This is a genomic window from Kitasatospora sp. NPDC041988 (genome assembly GCF_055588525.1).
This window is the reverse complement of the sequence record NZ_JBVJCO010000004.1, coordinates 205275-220368: the sequence shown is the minus strand read 5'-3', so window position 1 is coordinate 220368 and position 15094 is coordinate 205275. Positions and strand designations below refer to the sequence as shown.

The following is a 15094-nucleotide window of genomic DNA, read 5'->3' as shown; positions in this document are numbered from 1 at the left end:
ACTCATGATCCATGGGCCACTTGAAGCACGCGGACGGCTATGGCGTGCCCGGCGTGCGCGGCGCGCCCCGGGGTGCCCGGGGTGCCCGGGGTGCCCGGCGTCAGCCCTCGCGCAGGTCCGCGATCCGGCGGATCTTGCCGACCGAGCGCTCCAGGCTGTACGGGTCCAGCACCTCGGCCTCCACCGTCAGCCCGACCCCGTCCTTGACCGCCCGGACGATCGCCGCGGCGGCGGCCTCCCGCTGTTCGGGCACCGCGTCCGGGCGGGCCTCGACCCGCACCGTCATGTGGTCCAGCCGGCCGCGGCGGGTCAGGCGCAGCTGGAAGTGCGGCGCCACGGCGGGGGTGCGGAGCAGGATCTCCTCGATCTGGGTGGGGAAGACGTTCACCCCGCGCAGGATGATCATGTCGTCGCTGCGGCCGGTGACCTTCTCCATCCGCCGGAACGCCGGGCGGGCGGTGCCGGGCAGCAGCCGGGTGAGGTCGCGGGTGCGGTAGCGGATGACCGGCACGGCCTCCTTGGTGAGCGAGGTGAAGACGATCTCGCCGCCCTCGCCGTCGGGCAGCACCTCGTCGGTGATCGGGTCCACCACCTCGGGAAAGAAGTGGTCCTCCCAGATGTGCAGGCCGTCCTTGGTCTCCACGCACTCCTGGGCGACGCCCGGGCCCATCACCTCGGAGAGGCCGTAGATGTCGACGGCGTGGAGATCCATCCGCTCCTCGATCTCGCGTCGCATCTCCTCCGTCCACGGCTCGGCGCCGAAGATGCCGACCTTCAGCGAGGTGCCGCGCGGGTCCACGCCCTGCTTGTCGAACTCGTCGAGCAGGGTGAGCAGATAGGACGGGGTGACCATGATGATCTCGGGCCGGAAGTCCCGGATCAGCTGCACCTGGCGGGCCGTCATGCCGCCCGAGGCGGGGATGACCGTGCAACCGGCCCGCTCGGCGCCGTAGTGCGCGCCCAGGCCGCCGGTGAACAGCCCGTACCCGTAGGCGATGTGCACCTTGTGGCCGGCCCGGCCGCCGGCCGCGCGGATCGAGCGCGCGACCACATCGGCCCAGACCGAGAGGTCGTGCTCGGTGTAACCGACCACGGTCGGCAGGCCGGTGGTGCCGCTGGAGGCGTGGATCCGGCGGACCTCCTCCATCGGGACGGCGAACATGCCGAAGGGGTAGGTCTCCCGCAGGTCGGCCTTGGTGGTGAACGGGAAGCGGGCCAGGTCCGCGAGGGTCCGGCAGTCCTCCGGCCGCACACCGGCCGCGTCGAACTTGCGCCGGTACAGCTCGACGTTGTCGTAGGCGTGGCGCAGCGTGCGACGCAGGTGCGTGAGCTGGTGCGCCCGCAGCTCCTCGCCGGTCATCCGCTCGCCGGCGTCCAGCAGCTCGTCCGGGAGCGGCTCGCCCAGGCGCGTCCGCGCGGGCGCCGGGCCGGTCGGTCTGCTGCTCATCGTGTCTCCTCCGCCGTCCGAGGGCCCGACTGCGCCGTGTGCCGACCGACCATTCGGTCAGCACTCGGGCATGGCCAAGTAATCCAGCACCCGCACCGGCTGTCAAGGGCTGCCGCGCAGGTCGGGGGCCCACCGGGGCGCCGGGTTGCCGGGCACCGGGGTCGCCGGGCGCCGAGGTAGCCGGGCGCCGAAACCATGACGAACGACCGGGGCACGGAGCGCCCGGGGTCTGTCGAAAGTCCTGTACGCATCTCTGCCGAACGGCAGATGGCAGCGGGCCGCCGATCCGGAAGGCTCGACCGCGTCACCACCGGCCCGACCGAGAAAGCGGAGCACATGCTCGAACTGATCGACGTCACCAAGGTCTACAAGGGCGGGAAACGGGCCGTCGACGGCCTCTCCCTGCACTTGGGCCCCGGCATGCTGGGCCTGCTCGGCCCCAACGGCGCGGGCAAGTCCTCGCTGATGCGGATCGTCTCCACGGTGACCAGGCCCACCTCCGGCGGGCTCCGCTACCGGGGCGCCGACGCCCTTGCCCAGCCCGGCCTGCTGCGCCGTCACCTCGGCTATCTGCCACAGGACTTCGGCGTCTACCCCAACCTGACCGCACGTGAGTTCCTCAGCTACCTCGCCGCCGCCAAGGGGCTCTCGGCCCGCTCGGCGCGGGCCCGGATCGAGGAGCTGCTCGCCCTGGTCAACCTCACCGAAGCGGTGAAGCGGCCGCTCGGCGCGTACTCGGGCGGCATGCTGCGCCGGGTCGGCATCGCCCAGGCGCTGCTGGCCGACCCCCAGGTGATCGTGGTCGACGAACCCACCGCCGGCCTCGACCCGGAGGAGCGGGTGCGCTTTCGCAACCTGCTCAGCGAGCTCTCCGCGGACCGCGTGGTCCTGCTCTCCACCCACATCGTCTCGGACGTCGAGTCCGTCGCCTCCGACATCGCCGTCGTCGCCGGCGGCCGGCTGCTGCGTCGCGGCACCCCCGAGCAGCTGGCAGGCGAGCTGTCCGGGCAGGTGTGGGAGTTGCTCGTGAGCCCGGCCGAGGTCGCCGCCGTGCAGAGCCGCTACCCGGTCAGCCGGATGGTGCGGACGGCGGACGGCGTCCGGCTCCGGGTACTCACCGACCGGGCCCCGGCCGGTGACGCCGCCCCGGCCGCGCCGGACTTGGAGGACGCCTACCTGGGCATCGTCCGGCAGGCGGTCCCCGGCCCCGGTACCCTCAGCGACCCGCTCCGGCAGCAGGCGGTGCGGCGATGACGGCGCGCGCCCTGGCCGGGCTGGCCGTCGGCGACTTCCGCGACCGGGTCCGGCGCCCCGTCTACGCCGTCACGCTGCTGGCCGCCGTCGGGCTCGGCTACCTGGCCGTCCCGCCGGTCGACGGGCACTGGGTGATCCTGGCGGTCGGCCGCTACCGGGGCGAGTACAACAGCGCGTACGTCGGGCTGGCGACGGCCCTCGCGGGCGCGCTCTGGCTCACCCTCGGCGGGTTCTACGTCGTACGCAAGGGGATCGGCCGGGACGAGGAGACCGGGGTCGGCCAGATCCTCGCCGCCACCCCGCTGCGCACCTCCGCCTACCTGGTGGCGAAATTCCTCAGCAACCTGCTGGTGCTCGGCTCGATGCTGGGCGTCCTGGCGCTCACCGCGGCCGTCATGCAGCTGGTCCGGGGCGAGCACCGCACGGTGGACCCGGTGGCGCTGCTCACGCCCTTCGTGGTGACGGCCCTCCCGCTGCTCGCGGTGACCGCCGCGGCGGCCGTCCTCTTCGAGACGCTGCCGCTGCTGCGCAGCGGGACGGGCAACGTGGTCTGGTTCTTCGTCGCCCTGGCCGTCACGATCGGCGGGCAGTCCCCCGGCGCGCCGTTCGGCGGGCTGGGCGTCGGCCAGGCCGCCGAGTCGCTGCGCGCGGCGGCCCTGACCGCCGGTGCAGGCCCGGTCGAGGGCCAGGAGTTCAGCCTCGGGCTGACCAAGGTGGACACTCCGCTGGTGCCGTTCCACTGGGCCGGCGCCGGCTTCGACGGCGGCTTCCTCCTCCAGCGGCTGCTCCTGGTGCTGGTCTCGGTGGCGCTGGTGGCGCTCCCGGCGCTCTGGTTCGGCCGCTTCGACCCGGCCCGCGGCCGTCCGGCCACCGCTGCCGCCCCGCCGTCCGGCCGGGAGTCAGCCGGGGAGGCCGCGCCGTCCGCCCCCGTTCCGGTGGCTGTCGCGCTGCCCCGCACGGCCCCCGCGTTCGGCGGCACCTTCGGACGGCTGCTCGCGGGCGAGGTACGCATCCTGGCCGGCGGGGTGTCGCCCTGGTGGTGGCTGGTCACCGCAGGGCTCACGGTGGCCGGCCTGACCGCCCCGCTCCGCGCGGTCACCGGCGTCGTCCTGCCCGCGCTCTGGGTCTGGCCGGTGCTGGTCTGGTCCGGCCTGGGCAGCCGTCATGCCGAGAACGACCTGGAGGTCCTGCTCGGCGCCTACCCGGCCGCCCGCCGTCGGTTGCTGGCCGAGTGGGCCTCCGGCGTGGTCCTCGCCGCAGTGACGGGCGCGGCACCGCTCATACGCCTCGCCGTCGCCGGTGACGCCGCCGGCACGGCTGCCTGGGCCGCGGGCGCCGTCTTCGTCCCCTCCCTGGCGATGGCGCTCGGTGTCCTCTCCCGCACCCACCGGGTCTTCCAGGCCCTCTATCTCCCGCTCTGGTACCTGGTGGTCAACCAGGTCGCCGCCCTCGACTACATGGGCGCCGTCCGCGCCGACGGCCACCCCGCCGGCCCCGCCCCACTGTTCGTCCTCGCCGCCGCACTCGCCCTGCTGGGCACCGCCTTCCTGGCCGGCGCGGCCCGCCGGGAGGTGAAGGGGTGAAGGGGTGAAGGGATAGGGCATGCCGCCGGCGGCTCCGCCCCGTCGGCCACCCCGCTCACGGGTCGCCGGGCCCGCCCGCGCGGGTCACCAGGTGCGGGCGGCAGCCAGGAGGTGGTCCCGGACGTGGACGAGGTGGGGGTTGGTGGGGGTGCCGGGGCGTTGGACGAGGTAGCCGGTGTTGATGGGCGGGTCCTCGGGGTCGTCCAGTCGGACGAGGGCGCCGGAGTCGAGCAGGGGTGCGCAGAGGTAGCGCGGCACGACCGCGAAGCCGGCTCCGGCGGCCACCGCGGAGACGACCCCGCGCAGGTCAGGGATGGTGAGCGCGGCGCGGCAGTTGAGGCGCCGGCCGAAGACATGGCGCCAGTACCGGCGCACGATCGGCAGGTCCTCGGCGTAGGCGACCAGCGGCACCTCGTGCAGCGCGGCCGGCCCCTCCACGGCGAGCCGGCCGCTCAGGCGGCCGGCCCAACCGGGCGCGGCGACGAGGACGAACTCCTCGTCGGCCAGCGGCACGGCGGTCAGGGTGCGACCGCGCGGGCGGGAGGTGGCGATCACCAGGTCGTGGCGGCCTGCCCGCAGCTCCTCCAGCAGCGGGTCGGTGAGCCCGGCGGTGACCCGCAGCCGGATGCCGTCGGCGACCAGCGGGGCGAGGGCGGGCAGTACGAGGGTGCAGAGCAGTTCGGCGGGGCCGGCCAGGTGGACCGGTTCCGCACCGGCGTCGGGCCGGGTGCCCGGTCCGGCGGCGGCCGCGAGCGCGTCGAGCGGTGCGGAGATCCGGGCGGCCAGCTCGTCGGCGACGGGGGTCGGGGCGACGCCGCGCGGCCGTCGCTCGAACAGCTCGCGCCCGCCCTGCCGTTCCAGCGTGCGGATCTGGGTGGTCACGGTGGGCTGGGACAGGCCGAGCACCTGGGCGGCGGCAGTGAACGAGCCGGCCCGGTAGACGGCCAGGAAGGTGCGCAGCAGGTTGAGGTCGGAGGGTCCGGCGGGCTCGGGAGGCCCGGTGGGCAGGCCGGCCTCGGCGGGGTCGTGGTCGTTCACCCGGCCAGCCTACGACCCGGTACCCATAGGTATGCCTATGGCAGCCATCGGCTCTGCCATTGGTGGACTGCAGATTGCGCGGCCTATGGTCGGTTCCATCCTCCGGACCCCGCCGGGGCCCGCCTGCAGAGAAGAGCTCCCAGCATGTCGAAGATCCTGTTCGTCGTCACCGGCGCCACCTACTGGACGCTCGCCGACGGCACCCAGCACCCCACGGGCTTCTGGGCCGAGGAGGCCGTCGCCCCGTACGAGGCGTTCACCGCCGCCGGTCACGAGGTAACCGTCGCCACCCCGGGCGGTGTGGTCCCGACGGTCGACCAGGGCAGCCTGGCCCCCGCGGTGAACGGCGGGCCGGAGGGCGCCGCGCGGATCGCGGCCGGCCTGGAGGCCTTCGCGGGGCTGCGGCACCCGGTCAAGCTGGAGGAGGTGGACCTGGCCGACTACGACGCCGTCTTCTACCCCGGCGGCCACGGCCCGATGGAGGACCTCGCCGTCGACCCGGTCTCCGGCCGGCTGCTCGCGGACACCCTGGCCTCCGGCAAGCCGCTCGGTGTGGTCTGCCACGGCCCGGCCGCGCTGCTGGCCGCCACCCGCGCCGACGGCACCAACGCCTTCGCCGGCTACCGGCTGACCGGCTTCACCGACGCCGAGGAGACCCAGGCCGGCCTGGCCGACAAGGCGAAGTGGCTGCTCCAGACCCGCCTGGTGGAGGCCGGCACCGACTTCCAGGAGGGCGAGCCGTGGGCCCCGCACGTGGTCGTCGACCGCAACCTGGTCACCGGCCAGAACCCGGCTTCCTCCGCCCCGCTCGCGGCCGAGCTGCTCAAGAAGCTGGCCTGAGGCCTGCGGCACAGGCCACATCACCGGCCCCGGCGCCGACCCCAGCGCCGGCTGCTGCCCCGGCGACGCCACCTGCTGCGGCATCGGCCCGGGGTGCACTCCGGCCACTGGGCGCCGGGCGGACTCACCGCCGGAGTTCGTCCACCAGATCCTGGGCGCCGCCGCTGACCACGGCCGTCACCGGGATGCCCGCGGCGGCCAGCAGGCTGGCCGCGACGGTGGCCCGGCGGCCCCGGCCGCAGACCGTCCAGTACTCCCGGGCGGGCGGCAACTCGCCGATCCGGTCGGGCAGTTCGGTGAGCGGGATGGCGAGGGCACCGGGCACCGGCGGATCGGCGGCAGGCCGCACGTCGAGCACCTGGACCACTCGCCCGCCGTCCGGCCCGCCAGGCCCGAGCGAGCCGGGAGATCCGGGAAGCCCGGGAGGCCCGGGAGACCCGCGCGCGAGGGCCCCGCGCACCTCGGAGATGTCGGCCGTCCGGATCGCGGCGAGCGGGCGCCCGCTCGCCCGCCAGCGTTCCACGCCGCCGTCCAACTGCCCTACCAGCCAGGCGTCGTAGCCGATCCGCAGCAGCTGCAGGACGGCTTCGCGGGCCGCGTCGGCGAGCGGCTCCGGCAGCACCAGGACCAGCGGGGTGCCGAACGGCACCACCTCGCCGACCAGCGCCGCGAAGGAGCCGTCCAGCTCGTCACCGAGCGAGCCCGGCAGGTGGGCGTCGGCGAACGCCCGGCGGTCCCGCGCGTCGACCACCAACGCATCGCGCCACAGGGCCTGTTGAACCTCCTCGGGAGTCAGCGGCAGCAACCCGGGCGGGCCGCCGAGGACGGCCGGGCCGGCCCGGTTCAGCGGCCCCATCCGCCGGTAGTAGGCGGGCGCGGGCGGCAGGCCGAGCAGGCGGGCGGCCACGAACGCGTCCTCGTCACCGGCCAGCAGCGCCGGGTTGGCGAGCCGCTGGTCGCCGACCGTACTGGTCCGTTCGCCGGCCGCCGCGCCGATCGAGCAGGAGCTGCCGGCCCCGTGCGTGGGCAGCACCCGGGTGTCGGGGGGCAGTTGGGCGAGCCGCCGGAGCGATCGGTACTGGGCGCGGGCCAGTTGCTCCGTCCGGTCCGCGCCGGAGAGGTCGGTCCGGCCGGCGCTGCCGACCAGCAGGCTGCCGCCGGTGAACACCGCTGCGGGACGGCCCCCGCCCGAGCCCCGAGCCCCGCCCCCGGCACCGCCACCTCCCCCGACACCTCCACCGTCCAGCACCAGGTAGGCGGTGTGCTCGGCGGTGTGGCCGGGTGTCTCCAGCGCCTGGACGCGCAGTCCGCCGAGGGTGAGCTCGTCGCCCTCGGCCAGCGGCAGGTGGTCGAACCCGTACCCGGCGCGGGCCGGCCCCGCCACCGTCGCCCCGGTCGCGGCCCGCACCTCCAGGGCGCCGGAGAGGTAGTCGTTGTGGACGTGGGTCTCCAGGACGTACCTGATCCGCAGCCCGCGCGCCGCGCAGGAGGCGAGCAGCGGCCAGCAGTCCCGCTGCGGGTCCACCACCAGGGCCTCGTCGCCGGAGGTCAGCAGGTAACTGGTGTCGCCGAGGGCCGCGGTGGTGACGGGTTCGATGGTGTTCCCGCCGGTGCCGCCCCTCGCGCCGGGGCCGCCGCCCATGGCCCTCACGCTCCGCCGAGCCCGTTTCCGGGCCGTTCCCGTCCGTGGTCCGCCCCGCCGGCGGTGGCGGCCGTGACCACCACGACCTCCACCCCGGCCACCGGATTGCACCCGTACCCCTGCTCGTTCCACGGCGCCCGCAGCGGCTGGGTGCGCCCCTCGGCGTCGGTCGCCCGCGCCAGCAGCAGCCGGGGCCCTGGCACCCTCGGCGTCCACCGGTACGCCCACTCCGCCCAGGCGTACGGGCCCCGGGCAGGCGCCAGCTCGGCCGGCCGCCACCCGGCGCTGCCGACCCGCACCTCCACCCGGCGCACCGGCACCCCGCCCGACCAGGCCCGCCCGCGCACCGTGCAGAGCAGACCCAGCGGCAGACGGGCCCCCGGCGCCGGCCCGGTGATCAGCGACTTCACCCGGATCTCCCCCACCGGCCCTTCGGGTGTGCCGCCGCGGACGCCGCGCGAGCCCCGGTAGACGTACTCCTCGGCCTGGAACGGACCGGTGAACGGCCGCGCCACCGCCCGCACCCCGACCAGCCACTTGACGTCCGCCACCCCGTACCGGCCGGGCACCAGCAGCCGGACGGGCGCGCCGTGGCCGGGGGTGAGCGGGGCGTCGTTCATGTGCGTGGCGAGCAGGGTGTCGGGGTGCAGGGCGAGGCCGGCCGGCAGGCTCCGTTCGAAGGCGGTGCGGCGGCCGTGCAACGCGCCCTCGTCCGCCCCGGTGAACACCAGCTCCACCGCCTCCGGCCGCAGCCCGGCACGCTCCAGCACCGCTCGCAGCGGCACCCCGGCGAACCGGGCGCACCCTACCGCCCGCTGCCCCCACGGCAGGCCGGGCGGGCGCGGCTCCATCAGGCTGCGGCCGTTCCCGGCGCACTCCACCACCACGTCCAGCCCACGCGCCGGCAGTGCGCGCAACTCCTCGTAGCCGAGGTCGAGTTCGGCGTCCACCAGCCCGCTGACCCGCAACCGCCAGCCGGCCCGGCGCAGGTGCGGCACGCCGAAGTGGTCGCGGACGAAGAAGGCGCGGGTGGGCGTGAGCGGCTCGGCCAGCGCCGCCGCCGGCGTCTGGGCGTTGTACGGCTCGGCGGTGACCGTCTCGGGTGCCCAGTGCGGGGCGGTCGTCCCGTTGCGGGCTGTCGTCGTCATCCCGGCTCACCACCTGTGTGTGTCGCTTGTGCCCGTCCGCCGTACCGCCCTGCCGGCCGTACCGCCGTACCACCCTGCAGCCCTGCAGCCCTGCAGCCCTGCAGCCCACGATCCGGCGAACCGCGAGCCACGAGCCGCCACCCGAGGGCCACCGTCGATCGTCCCGACCGTCCTCACCCCGGCCCACCCCCCACCGTCACCCGCCCCGCCAGCCGCCCCGGCTCCCGCACGCGGGCCAGGGCACGGCGGGCGCCGAGCGTCTCGAACACCGCCGCCGCCTCCGCCCGAAGCCGCCGGTCCGCCTCCCCCGTGCCTGACCCGACGGCCACCGCCACCGCCTGGGCCTTGGCCCGCGCCGCCCAGTACGGCTGCCGCGCCCGGCCGTACAGCCCGGCCGCCGCCACGTGGTGGGCCCGGGCGCCCTCAGGGTCGCCCCGCGCCGAGGCCAGTGAGCCGAGCGCCGACTGCGCCATCGCCCGCCAGGCCGAACTGTCGGACCGGGCGGCCATCCGCTGCGCCGCCTCGGCGTGCTCGGCCGCGCCGTCGGCATCGCCGAGGGCCGCGAACGCCTCCGCCGCCACCGGGTAGAGCGGCGCCGTGCAGCTCGGGCACTCGCCGTGCCGGGCCGCGACGGCCGAAGCGGCCAGCGCCGCGCGGACGGCCTCGCCGGGTTCGCCCCGCTCGACGGCGTCCAGTGCAGCAGTCGCGTAGAGCCGCCCGAAGGCGTGCCGGGCCGGTGGGGAGACGGCGGCGACGGCCATGCCCTGCCGCAGACAGGCCGCCGCGTCGGCGCTGTCGCCGCGCGCGGCCGCGTATTCGGCGAGCCGCTGCCAGGGCACGGCGCCGCCGCGGCCGCCGCGCTCCTCGTACAGGTGGGCGCTGCGTTCGAGGCAGCCGGGCGCGTCGTCCCAGTGCCCGCGCAGCAGGAACGACTCGCCGAGCAGGCACCAGGCGAAGGCCTCGGCCCGGCGCGCACCGCGGGCGATCGCCAGGTCGAGGGTGTGCCGGGCGTGCTCCTCGACGCCGTCGCTGAGCCCGTCCCCGTAGAGGTGGTACTGGCCGAGACAGCAGTGGATGTCGAAGATCCGGGCGATCCGGGCGTCCTCGTCGGCGGCGGCGCCGAACCGGTCGATCTCGCGCCGCAGGCCCTCCCACCAGTCGCCGCGGAGGTGGTGGACGATGGCGAGCGCCTCGTGGGCGGCGGCGAGGTCGTCGGCGGTGCCGTGTTCCCCGGCGAGGGTCAGGCCGGCTTCGGCCGCCCGCTGGGCCTCCTCGTAACGGCCGGACGCCGAGAGCCAGTTCGCCCGTGCGCTGAGCAGCCGGCCGGTCTCGGCGGGGTCGCCGCCGGCCTCGGCGAGCGCGGTCTCGGCGGCGGCCAGGTGCGGTTCGGCGGCGGCCGGGGCTTCTCCGGCCAGGTGGGCGGTGGCCGCCTTGCGGTGCAGCCGGACGGCCCGCAGGCCGGTGCCGTCGGCCGCCCGCCCGGTGAGGACGCCCGGCGAGGCCGGCAGGTCCACCACGCCCGGGTCGAGGGCGGAGCCGTACGCGGCGGCGGCGCCCACGGTGTCGCCGGTCGGCATCCGCTGGTCCCCGACGTGTTCCCAGAGTTCGCCGGCGAGTTCGGCCCGGACGTCGCCGCCGGTCCGGACCTGTTCACGGAGCCGCTGGGCGGCGGGCCCCGGCCCCTCGGCGCCGTCCGGGGCACGGTGGAGCGCGGCCGACAACCGGTCGTACTCGTGCAACACCTCGTGTCGCCGCCCGGCCAGCGCGTAGACCCGCATCAGTGACAGCGACGCCTCCTCGTGCAGCGGGTCGGCGGCCACCGCGCGGCGCAGCACGGCCGCGGCACCGTCCGTGTCGGCGCGCGCCTCGCGCAGCCCGCCGAGCTCGACCAGCAGCGCCAGGTACTCGGCGTGCAGGGCCTGTTCGCGCTCGACAGCCCACTCCTCGTACCGGTCCTCGGGCAGGAGGTCGCCGCCGTACCGGGCGACGGCCCGCTCGTACGCGTCGGGGTCACGGCTGCGGCGGGCGTGCAGTACGGCCTGCTCGAACTCCTGGACGTCGACCCGCAGCGGGCCGCCGTGCAGGGCGAGGCTCTCTCCCGACTCCAGGTAGCGCTGGACGGCGGCCGGGTCCGGGTCGAGGGTGTGCCGGGCCTCGTGCAGGGCAGTGCGCAGCCGGCCGGCGCCCGCCTCGGGCGGCAGGTCGGGCCAGAGCGCCGCGAGCACCTGGTCCCGGTGCAGCCGGTGGCCGGGGGCGAGCGCGAGCAGCTTCACGAGGTTCCGGGGCTTCCGCAGGCGCCAGGCGTCGGCGGCGATCTCGCGCGGGCCCACCCGTGCCCGGAAACCGCCGAGGAGGCGGATACGCAGTTCGAGCATGCGCCGGACGCCTTCCGTACGGACACTACGAACCTACGTCGGCAGCGGCCCACCGGCGAGTCCGGGAAGCCCGCGAGACCTCGCGGGAACGCACCGCCTACGCGCAGGGCTACACGTCACGCCCCGCGCAGGCCTACACGTCACGCCCCGCGCAGGTCGACACGTCACACCGTGCCCACGCCTCACGCCCTTGGCGTCACGCCTCGGAGAGCGCCGGGTTGCCGAACTCGCGCACGGCGTCGGCCACGATGGCGTCCAGGCTGGCATGGTGGGCGCCCCGCCAGTAGGCCTGCCCGCACTCGGTGCACTGCGCGAACGCGTCGTAGGAGCGCTCGGTGCCGTCCCGTAGCTGGTCCTGCACCGACGTCTTGGTGACGGTGCGCAGCGTCCCGTTGCAGGTGGTGCACCGGCTCCAGGGGGCGAGCGGCGGCGCGAACCGGGACAGGACGTCCCGCAGCTGTTCGGCGGGCCGGTGGCTGTAGACGTAGGCGCCGGCCCAGAGTTCGCGGCGGCGCAGCAGCCCGCGGTCGCGCGAGAGCATGACGCGCTGCTCGGCGGCCGAGCGGGCGGCAAGCGCGGCGTCGCCGATGTCCGGGTTCTCGTAGGCGGCGTCGATGCCCAGCAGCCGCAGCCGGCGCGCGAGCGTGCCGAGGTGCACGTCGAGCAGGAACCGGACCGGGGCGGGCGAGGGCTGCGGCCGGGGCACGGCCTCCACGGAGATCCGCTCCCCGCCGGCGGGGACGTGCGCGACGCCCACCGGCCGCCCGTCCGCGACCAGCGCGCCGACCTCGGTGAGCGGGACGCCGAGCGACTCCACGACATGCCCGAGCGTCGAGGCTCCGTCGGTACGCAGCGCCGTTGGTGCCCCCCGCCGCGCCGAGGCGACGAAGAGGTGCAGCTCGGGCGCGAAACTGAGCCAGATCTCCGGTCTCTCCACCTGGCCAGCATGCCAGCGGGCGGCCGGCGCCGGCCAGCGTTTTTCCCGGTGACGGCGCTATCGGCTGCCCACGGGTGTCCGCGCCGCGAAGGCCCGCCGGTAGTCGGTCGGCGTCACCCCGACCCGGGCGGTGAAGTGGCGGCGCAGGTTGGTGGCGCTGCCGAGGCCGCTGCGCTCGCCGACCTGCTCGACGGGCAGGTCGGTCGCCTCCAGCAGTGCCTGGGCGCGGGCGAGCCGCTGGTTGAGCAGCCACTGCAGCGGGGTGGTGCCGGTGGCGGCCTGCAGCCGGCGGAAGAAGGTACGCGGGCTCATCCGGGCGCGCCGGGCCAACTCCTCGACCGTCAGTGGTCGTTCGAGGTTGGCGGCGGCCCACTCCAGGACCGGTGCCAGGCTGTCGTCGTCCGTGACCGGCACCGAGAGGTCCACGAACTGCGCCTGCCCGCCGGGCCGGTGAGCGGGGACGACCATCTTCCGGGCGAGCTGGTTGGCCACGTGCGCGCCGAAGTCGCGACGGACGATGTGCAGGCAGAGGTCGAGCCCGGCCGCGACGCCCGCGCTGGTCAGCACCTCCCCGTCGTCCACGTAGAGCACGCTCTCGTCCACGGTGACCCGCGGGTACCGGCGGGCCAGGTCGGCGGTGTGCGACCAGTGCGCGGTGGCCCGGCGCCCGTCCAGGATGCCGGCGGCGGCGAGCGCGAACGCGCCGGTGCAGAGCGACACCATCCGCGCCCCCGCCTGCGCCGCGCGCCGCAGCTCCGCCACCAGCGCCGGCGGCACCTCGCGTTCCCCCGCCACGCAGGCGTCCGGCACCGAGGTGACGATCACGGTGTCGGCGTCGGCGAGCGCGTCCCAGCCGTACTCGGCGCGTAGCGAGAAGCCGAAGCCGCCGGGGAGACGGGGCGGAGCCTCGGCGTCGGGGGTCTCGGCGCAGAGCCGCAGCTCGTACCAGCGGTCGGCGAGTTCGGGCTGAGGGATGCCGAAGACGGCGCAGGCCATGCCGAGTTCGTACAGGTCCCAGAGCGGGAGCTCGGCGTGGTCGAGCACGGCGACGGCCACCGTGCCGGGGCCGCGTCCAGCGGTGGGCAAGAGGTCGCTCATGCCCGGCAGCCTACTGGCAGGAACCGTGCGACGAAGGGCGATTCTGCCACTGTCGGCGCCCCCGGCGCGGAGCGAGGGTAGGTGCTGTCGATCAAGACCTCCACCGGCAGAAGCAGCACCGCCAGATCCGGAACCACGACCGCCGGAACCACGACCGACAGCCCACCTCCGCCAAGACCTCCACCCACAAGACCGCCACCGGCGAGACCCGCCGTCGAACCTCTGGGGACCACCTCCATGCCACACACCCCTGCCCGCGAGCCCGTCACCGTCCTCGGCCTGGGCTCGATGGGCACCGCGCTCGCCGCTGCCTTCCTCGCCGCCGGCCACCCCACCACCGTCTGGAACCGCTCCGCCGCCAAGGCCGACCCGCTGGTCGCCCGCGGCGCCGTCCGGGCGGGAACGCCGGCCGAGGCGGTCACGGCCAACCCGCTGATCGTCGCCTGCGTCCTCGACTACGACGCCCTGCGAACCGTCCTCGCCGGAGCGGAACAGCTGCTCGCCGGGCGGACGCTGGTCAACCTCACCTCCGGCTCGCCCGAGCAGGCCCGCGAACTGGCCGGCTGGGCCGCCGGCCATGGCCTCGCCTACCTCGACGGCGCCATCATGATCACCCCACCCGGCATCGGCGGCCCCGACGCGACGCTGCTCTACAGCGGCGCGCCCGAAGCGCTCGACCGCCACCGCGCCACCCTCGCCGTCCTCGGGGACCCGGTCGGTCTCGGTCCCGACGCCGGGATCGCCGGCCTCTACGACACCGCGCTGCTCGGCCTGATGTGGTCCGCCCTCAGCGGCTGGCTGCAGGGCGTCGCCCTGGTCGGCGCGGACGGCGTCCGGGCCGCCGACTTCACCCCGGTCGCCACCCGCTGGCTGTCCGGCGCCGTCGCCGGCTTCATCGGCGGCTACGCCGCCCAGGCGGACGCCCGCGAGTACCCCGGGGACGACGCCAGCCTCACCGTCCACCTCGCCGCCATGGAACACCTGCTGCACGCCGCCGAGGCCCGCGGCATCGACACCGCCCTGCCCGAACTCCTCGCCCGGCAGGTCGAACGGGCGATCGCCGCCGGCCACGGAGCCGACGGCTACGCCCGCCTGATCGAGGGGATCCGAAAGTGACCACCGCCGCCCCGGCCCCCGTCGCCCTCGCCACCGACTGGCCCGCGCTGGTCACCGAGGCCGCCGACCGGACCACCGGCCTGCTCGCCCGCGCGGCCGACGCGGACTGGTCCCGCCGCCCGGAGGGCAGCGACTGGACCTACCGGGCCACCCTCGACCACCTCGCCCTCGGCGTCCTCGGCTACGCCGGCCTGCTGACGGCCCGTCCGACGGACCGGTACATCACCCTGTTCGGCTCCCTCGACCCGGCCGCACCGATCCCGCACTGCCTGGAGGGCCTGCGGATCGCCGCCGCCCTGCTGGCGTGCACGGTGCGCGACGCGACGCCGGAGGTGCGGGCCTGGCACCCGTGGGGGCACTCGGACGGCCCGGGGTTCGCGGCCATGGGAGTGGTCGAACTCCTTCTCCACACCTGGGACTTGGCCGGACCGCTCGGCCTCGGACGGTCGATGCCGGACGACCTCGCCGCGCCGGCCCTCGCCCGTCTCTTCCCGGACGCCCCCACCGGCCACGCTCCCGGGGACACCCTCCTCTGGTGCACCGGCCGCGCCCCCCTCCCCGGCCGGCCCCGGCTCCCCGCCGGGGCGTGGGCCTGGGACGGGCGGGTGCGGTAGCC

The 15094-nt window shown here is 76.0% G+C and carries 12 protein-coding genes; 5 read left to right on the top strand and 7 right to left on the bottom strand.

The window, feature by feature from the left end:
* Positions 1-100: 100 nt before the first annotated feature.
* Positions 101-1447: a phenylacetate--CoA ligase PaaK gene (gene paaK / locus ACZ6NC_RS07005; RefSeq protein WP_465729748.1), complete on the bottom strand. Its 1347-nt coding sequence runs from the start codon at positions 1445-1447 to the stop codon at positions 101-103.
* A gap of 336 nt (positions 1448-1783) precedes the next feature.
* Here paaK and ACZ6NC_RS07000 point away from each other — a divergent pair, with 336 nt between their 5' ends.
* Together ACZ6NC_RS07000 and ACZ6NC_RS06995 are read left to right on the top strand one after the other, a co-directional pair.
* Positions 1784-2701 (top strand): ABC transporter ATP-binding protein, encoded by a 918-nt coding sequence (locus tag ACZ6NC_RS07000; RefSeq protein ID WP_465729746.1) that lies wholly within the window; start codon positions 1784-1786, stop codon positions 2699-2701.
* Entirely contained in the window at positions 2698-4284 is a 1587-nt protein-coding gene (locus tag ACZ6NC_RS06995) for a hypothetical protein (protein WP_465729743.1), read from the top strand. Before ACZ6NC_RS07000 ends, ACZ6NC_RS06995 begins: the two co-directional genes overlap by 4 nt.
* Before the next feature lie 84 nt (positions 4285-4368).
* Here the strand turns inward: ACZ6NC_RS06995 and ACZ6NC_RS06990 are convergent, their stop codons facing one another.
* Positions 4369-5322: a LysR family transcriptional regulator gene (locus ACZ6NC_RS06990; protein WP_465729741.1), complete on the bottom strand. Its 954-nt coding sequence runs from the start codon at positions 5320-5322 to the stop codon at positions 4369-4371.
* A gap of 144 nt (positions 5323-5466) precedes the next feature.
* Here ACZ6NC_RS06990 and ACZ6NC_RS06985 point away from each other — a divergent pair, with 144 nt between their 5' ends.
* Positions 5467-6162 carry a type 1 glutamine amidotransferase domain-containing protein gene (locus ACZ6NC_RS06985; protein ID WP_465729739.1) on the top strand — a complete coding sequence of 232 codons (696 nt, stop codon included), beginning with the start codon at positions 5467-5469 and terminating at the stop codon, positions 6160-6162.
* 124 nt (positions 6163-6286) lie between these two features.
* Here ACZ6NC_RS06985 and ACZ6NC_RS06980 read toward each other — a convergent pair whose 3' ends face one another.
* From ACZ6NC_RS06980 to ACZ6NC_RS06960, 5 genes are all read right to left on the bottom strand, one after another.
* Positions 6287-7804: an MBL fold metallo-hydrolase gene (locus ACZ6NC_RS06980; protein WP_465729737.1), complete on the bottom strand. Its 1518-nt coding sequence runs from the start codon at positions 7802-7804 to the stop codon at positions 6287-6289.
* A gap of 5 nt (positions 7805-7809) precedes the next feature.
* On the bottom strand, positions 7810-8952 hold the full coding sequence (locus tag ACZ6NC_RS06975; RefSeq protein WP_465729735.1) for a molybdopterin-dependent oxidoreductase: 1143 nt from the start codon (positions 8950-8952) through the stop codon (positions 7810-7812).
* A gap of 173 nt (positions 8953-9125) precedes the next feature.
* Positions 9126-11327 (bottom strand): BTAD domain-containing putative transcriptional regulator, encoded by a 2202-nt coding sequence (locus ACZ6NC_RS06970; protein ID WP_465729733.1) that lies wholly within the window; start codon positions 11325-11327, stop codon positions 9126-9128.
* Positions 11328-11523: 196 nt separating this feature from the next.
* Complete coding sequence (locus tag ACZ6NC_RS06965) at positions 11524-12264, bottom strand: Mut7-C RNAse domain-containing protein (RefSeq protein ID WP_465729731.1); 741 nt, start codon at positions 12262-12264, stop codon at positions 11524-11526.
* A gap of 57 nt (positions 12265-12321) precedes the next feature.
* The gene (locus ACZ6NC_RS06960) at positions 12322-13362 is read right to left on the bottom strand and encodes a GlxA family transcriptional regulator (RefSeq protein WP_465729729.1); all 1041 of its coding nucleotides are present in this window, start codon (positions 13360-13362) and stop codon (positions 12322-12324) included.
* Between the two features lie 237 nt (positions 13363-13599).
* Between ACZ6NC_RS06960 and ACZ6NC_RS06955 the strand changes: the two genes are divergently transcribed.
* A complete protein-coding gene (locus ACZ6NC_RS06955) occupies positions 13600-14478 on the top strand; it encodes an NAD(P)-dependent oxidoreductase (RefSeq protein ID WP_465729727.1) in 879 nt (292 codons plus the stop codon).
* Positions 14475-15092 (top strand): maleylpyruvate isomerase N-terminal domain-containing protein, encoded by a 618-nt coding sequence (locus tag ACZ6NC_RS06950; protein ID WP_465729725.1) that lies wholly within the window; start codon positions 14475-14477, stop codon positions 15090-15092. Before ACZ6NC_RS06955 ends, ACZ6NC_RS06950 begins: the two co-directional genes overlap by 4 nt.
* The last annotated feature ends 2 nt before the right edge of the window (positions 15093-15094 follow it).

Bases quoted from the DNA above. Each gene is read 5' to 3' on its own strand.
- ACZ6NC_RS06975 (WP_465729735.1), bottom strand. From the start codon at position 8,952: ATGACGACGACAGCCCGCAACGGGACGACCGCCCCGCACTGGGCACCC.
- ACZ6NC_RS06980 (WP_465729737.1), bottom strand. From the start codon at position 7,804: ATGGGCGGCGGCCCCGGCGCGAGGGGCGGCACCGGCGGGAACACCATC.
- ACZ6NC_RS06960 (WP_465729729.1), bottom strand. From the start codon at position 13,362: ATGAGCGACCTCTTGCCCACCGCTGGACGCGGCCCCGGCACGGTGGCC.
- ACZ6NC_RS07000 (WP_465729746.1), top strand. From the start codon at position 1,784: ATGCTCGAACTGATCGACGTCACCAAGGTCTACAAGGGCGGGAAACGG.
- paaK (WP_465729748.1), bottom strand. From the start codon at position 1,447: ATGAGCAGCAGACCGACCGGCCCGGCGCCCGCGCGGACGCGCCTGGGC.
- ACZ6NC_RS06970 (WP_465729733.1), bottom strand. From the start codon at position 11,327: ATGCTCGAACTGCGTATCCGCCTCCTCGGCGGTTTCCGGGCACGGGTG.
- ACZ6NC_RS06995 (WP_465729743.1), top strand. From the start codon at position 2,698: ATGACGGCGCGCGCCCTGGCCGGGCTGGCCGTCGGCGACTTCCGCGAC.
- ACZ6NC_RS06985 (WP_465729739.1), top strand. From the start codon at position 5,467: ATGTCGAAGATCCTGTTCGTCGTCACCGGCGCCACCTACTGGACGCTC.
- ACZ6NC_RS06955 (WP_465729727.1), top strand. From the start codon at position 13,600: ATGCCACACACCCCTGCCCGCGAGCCCGTCACCGTCCTCGGCCTGGGC.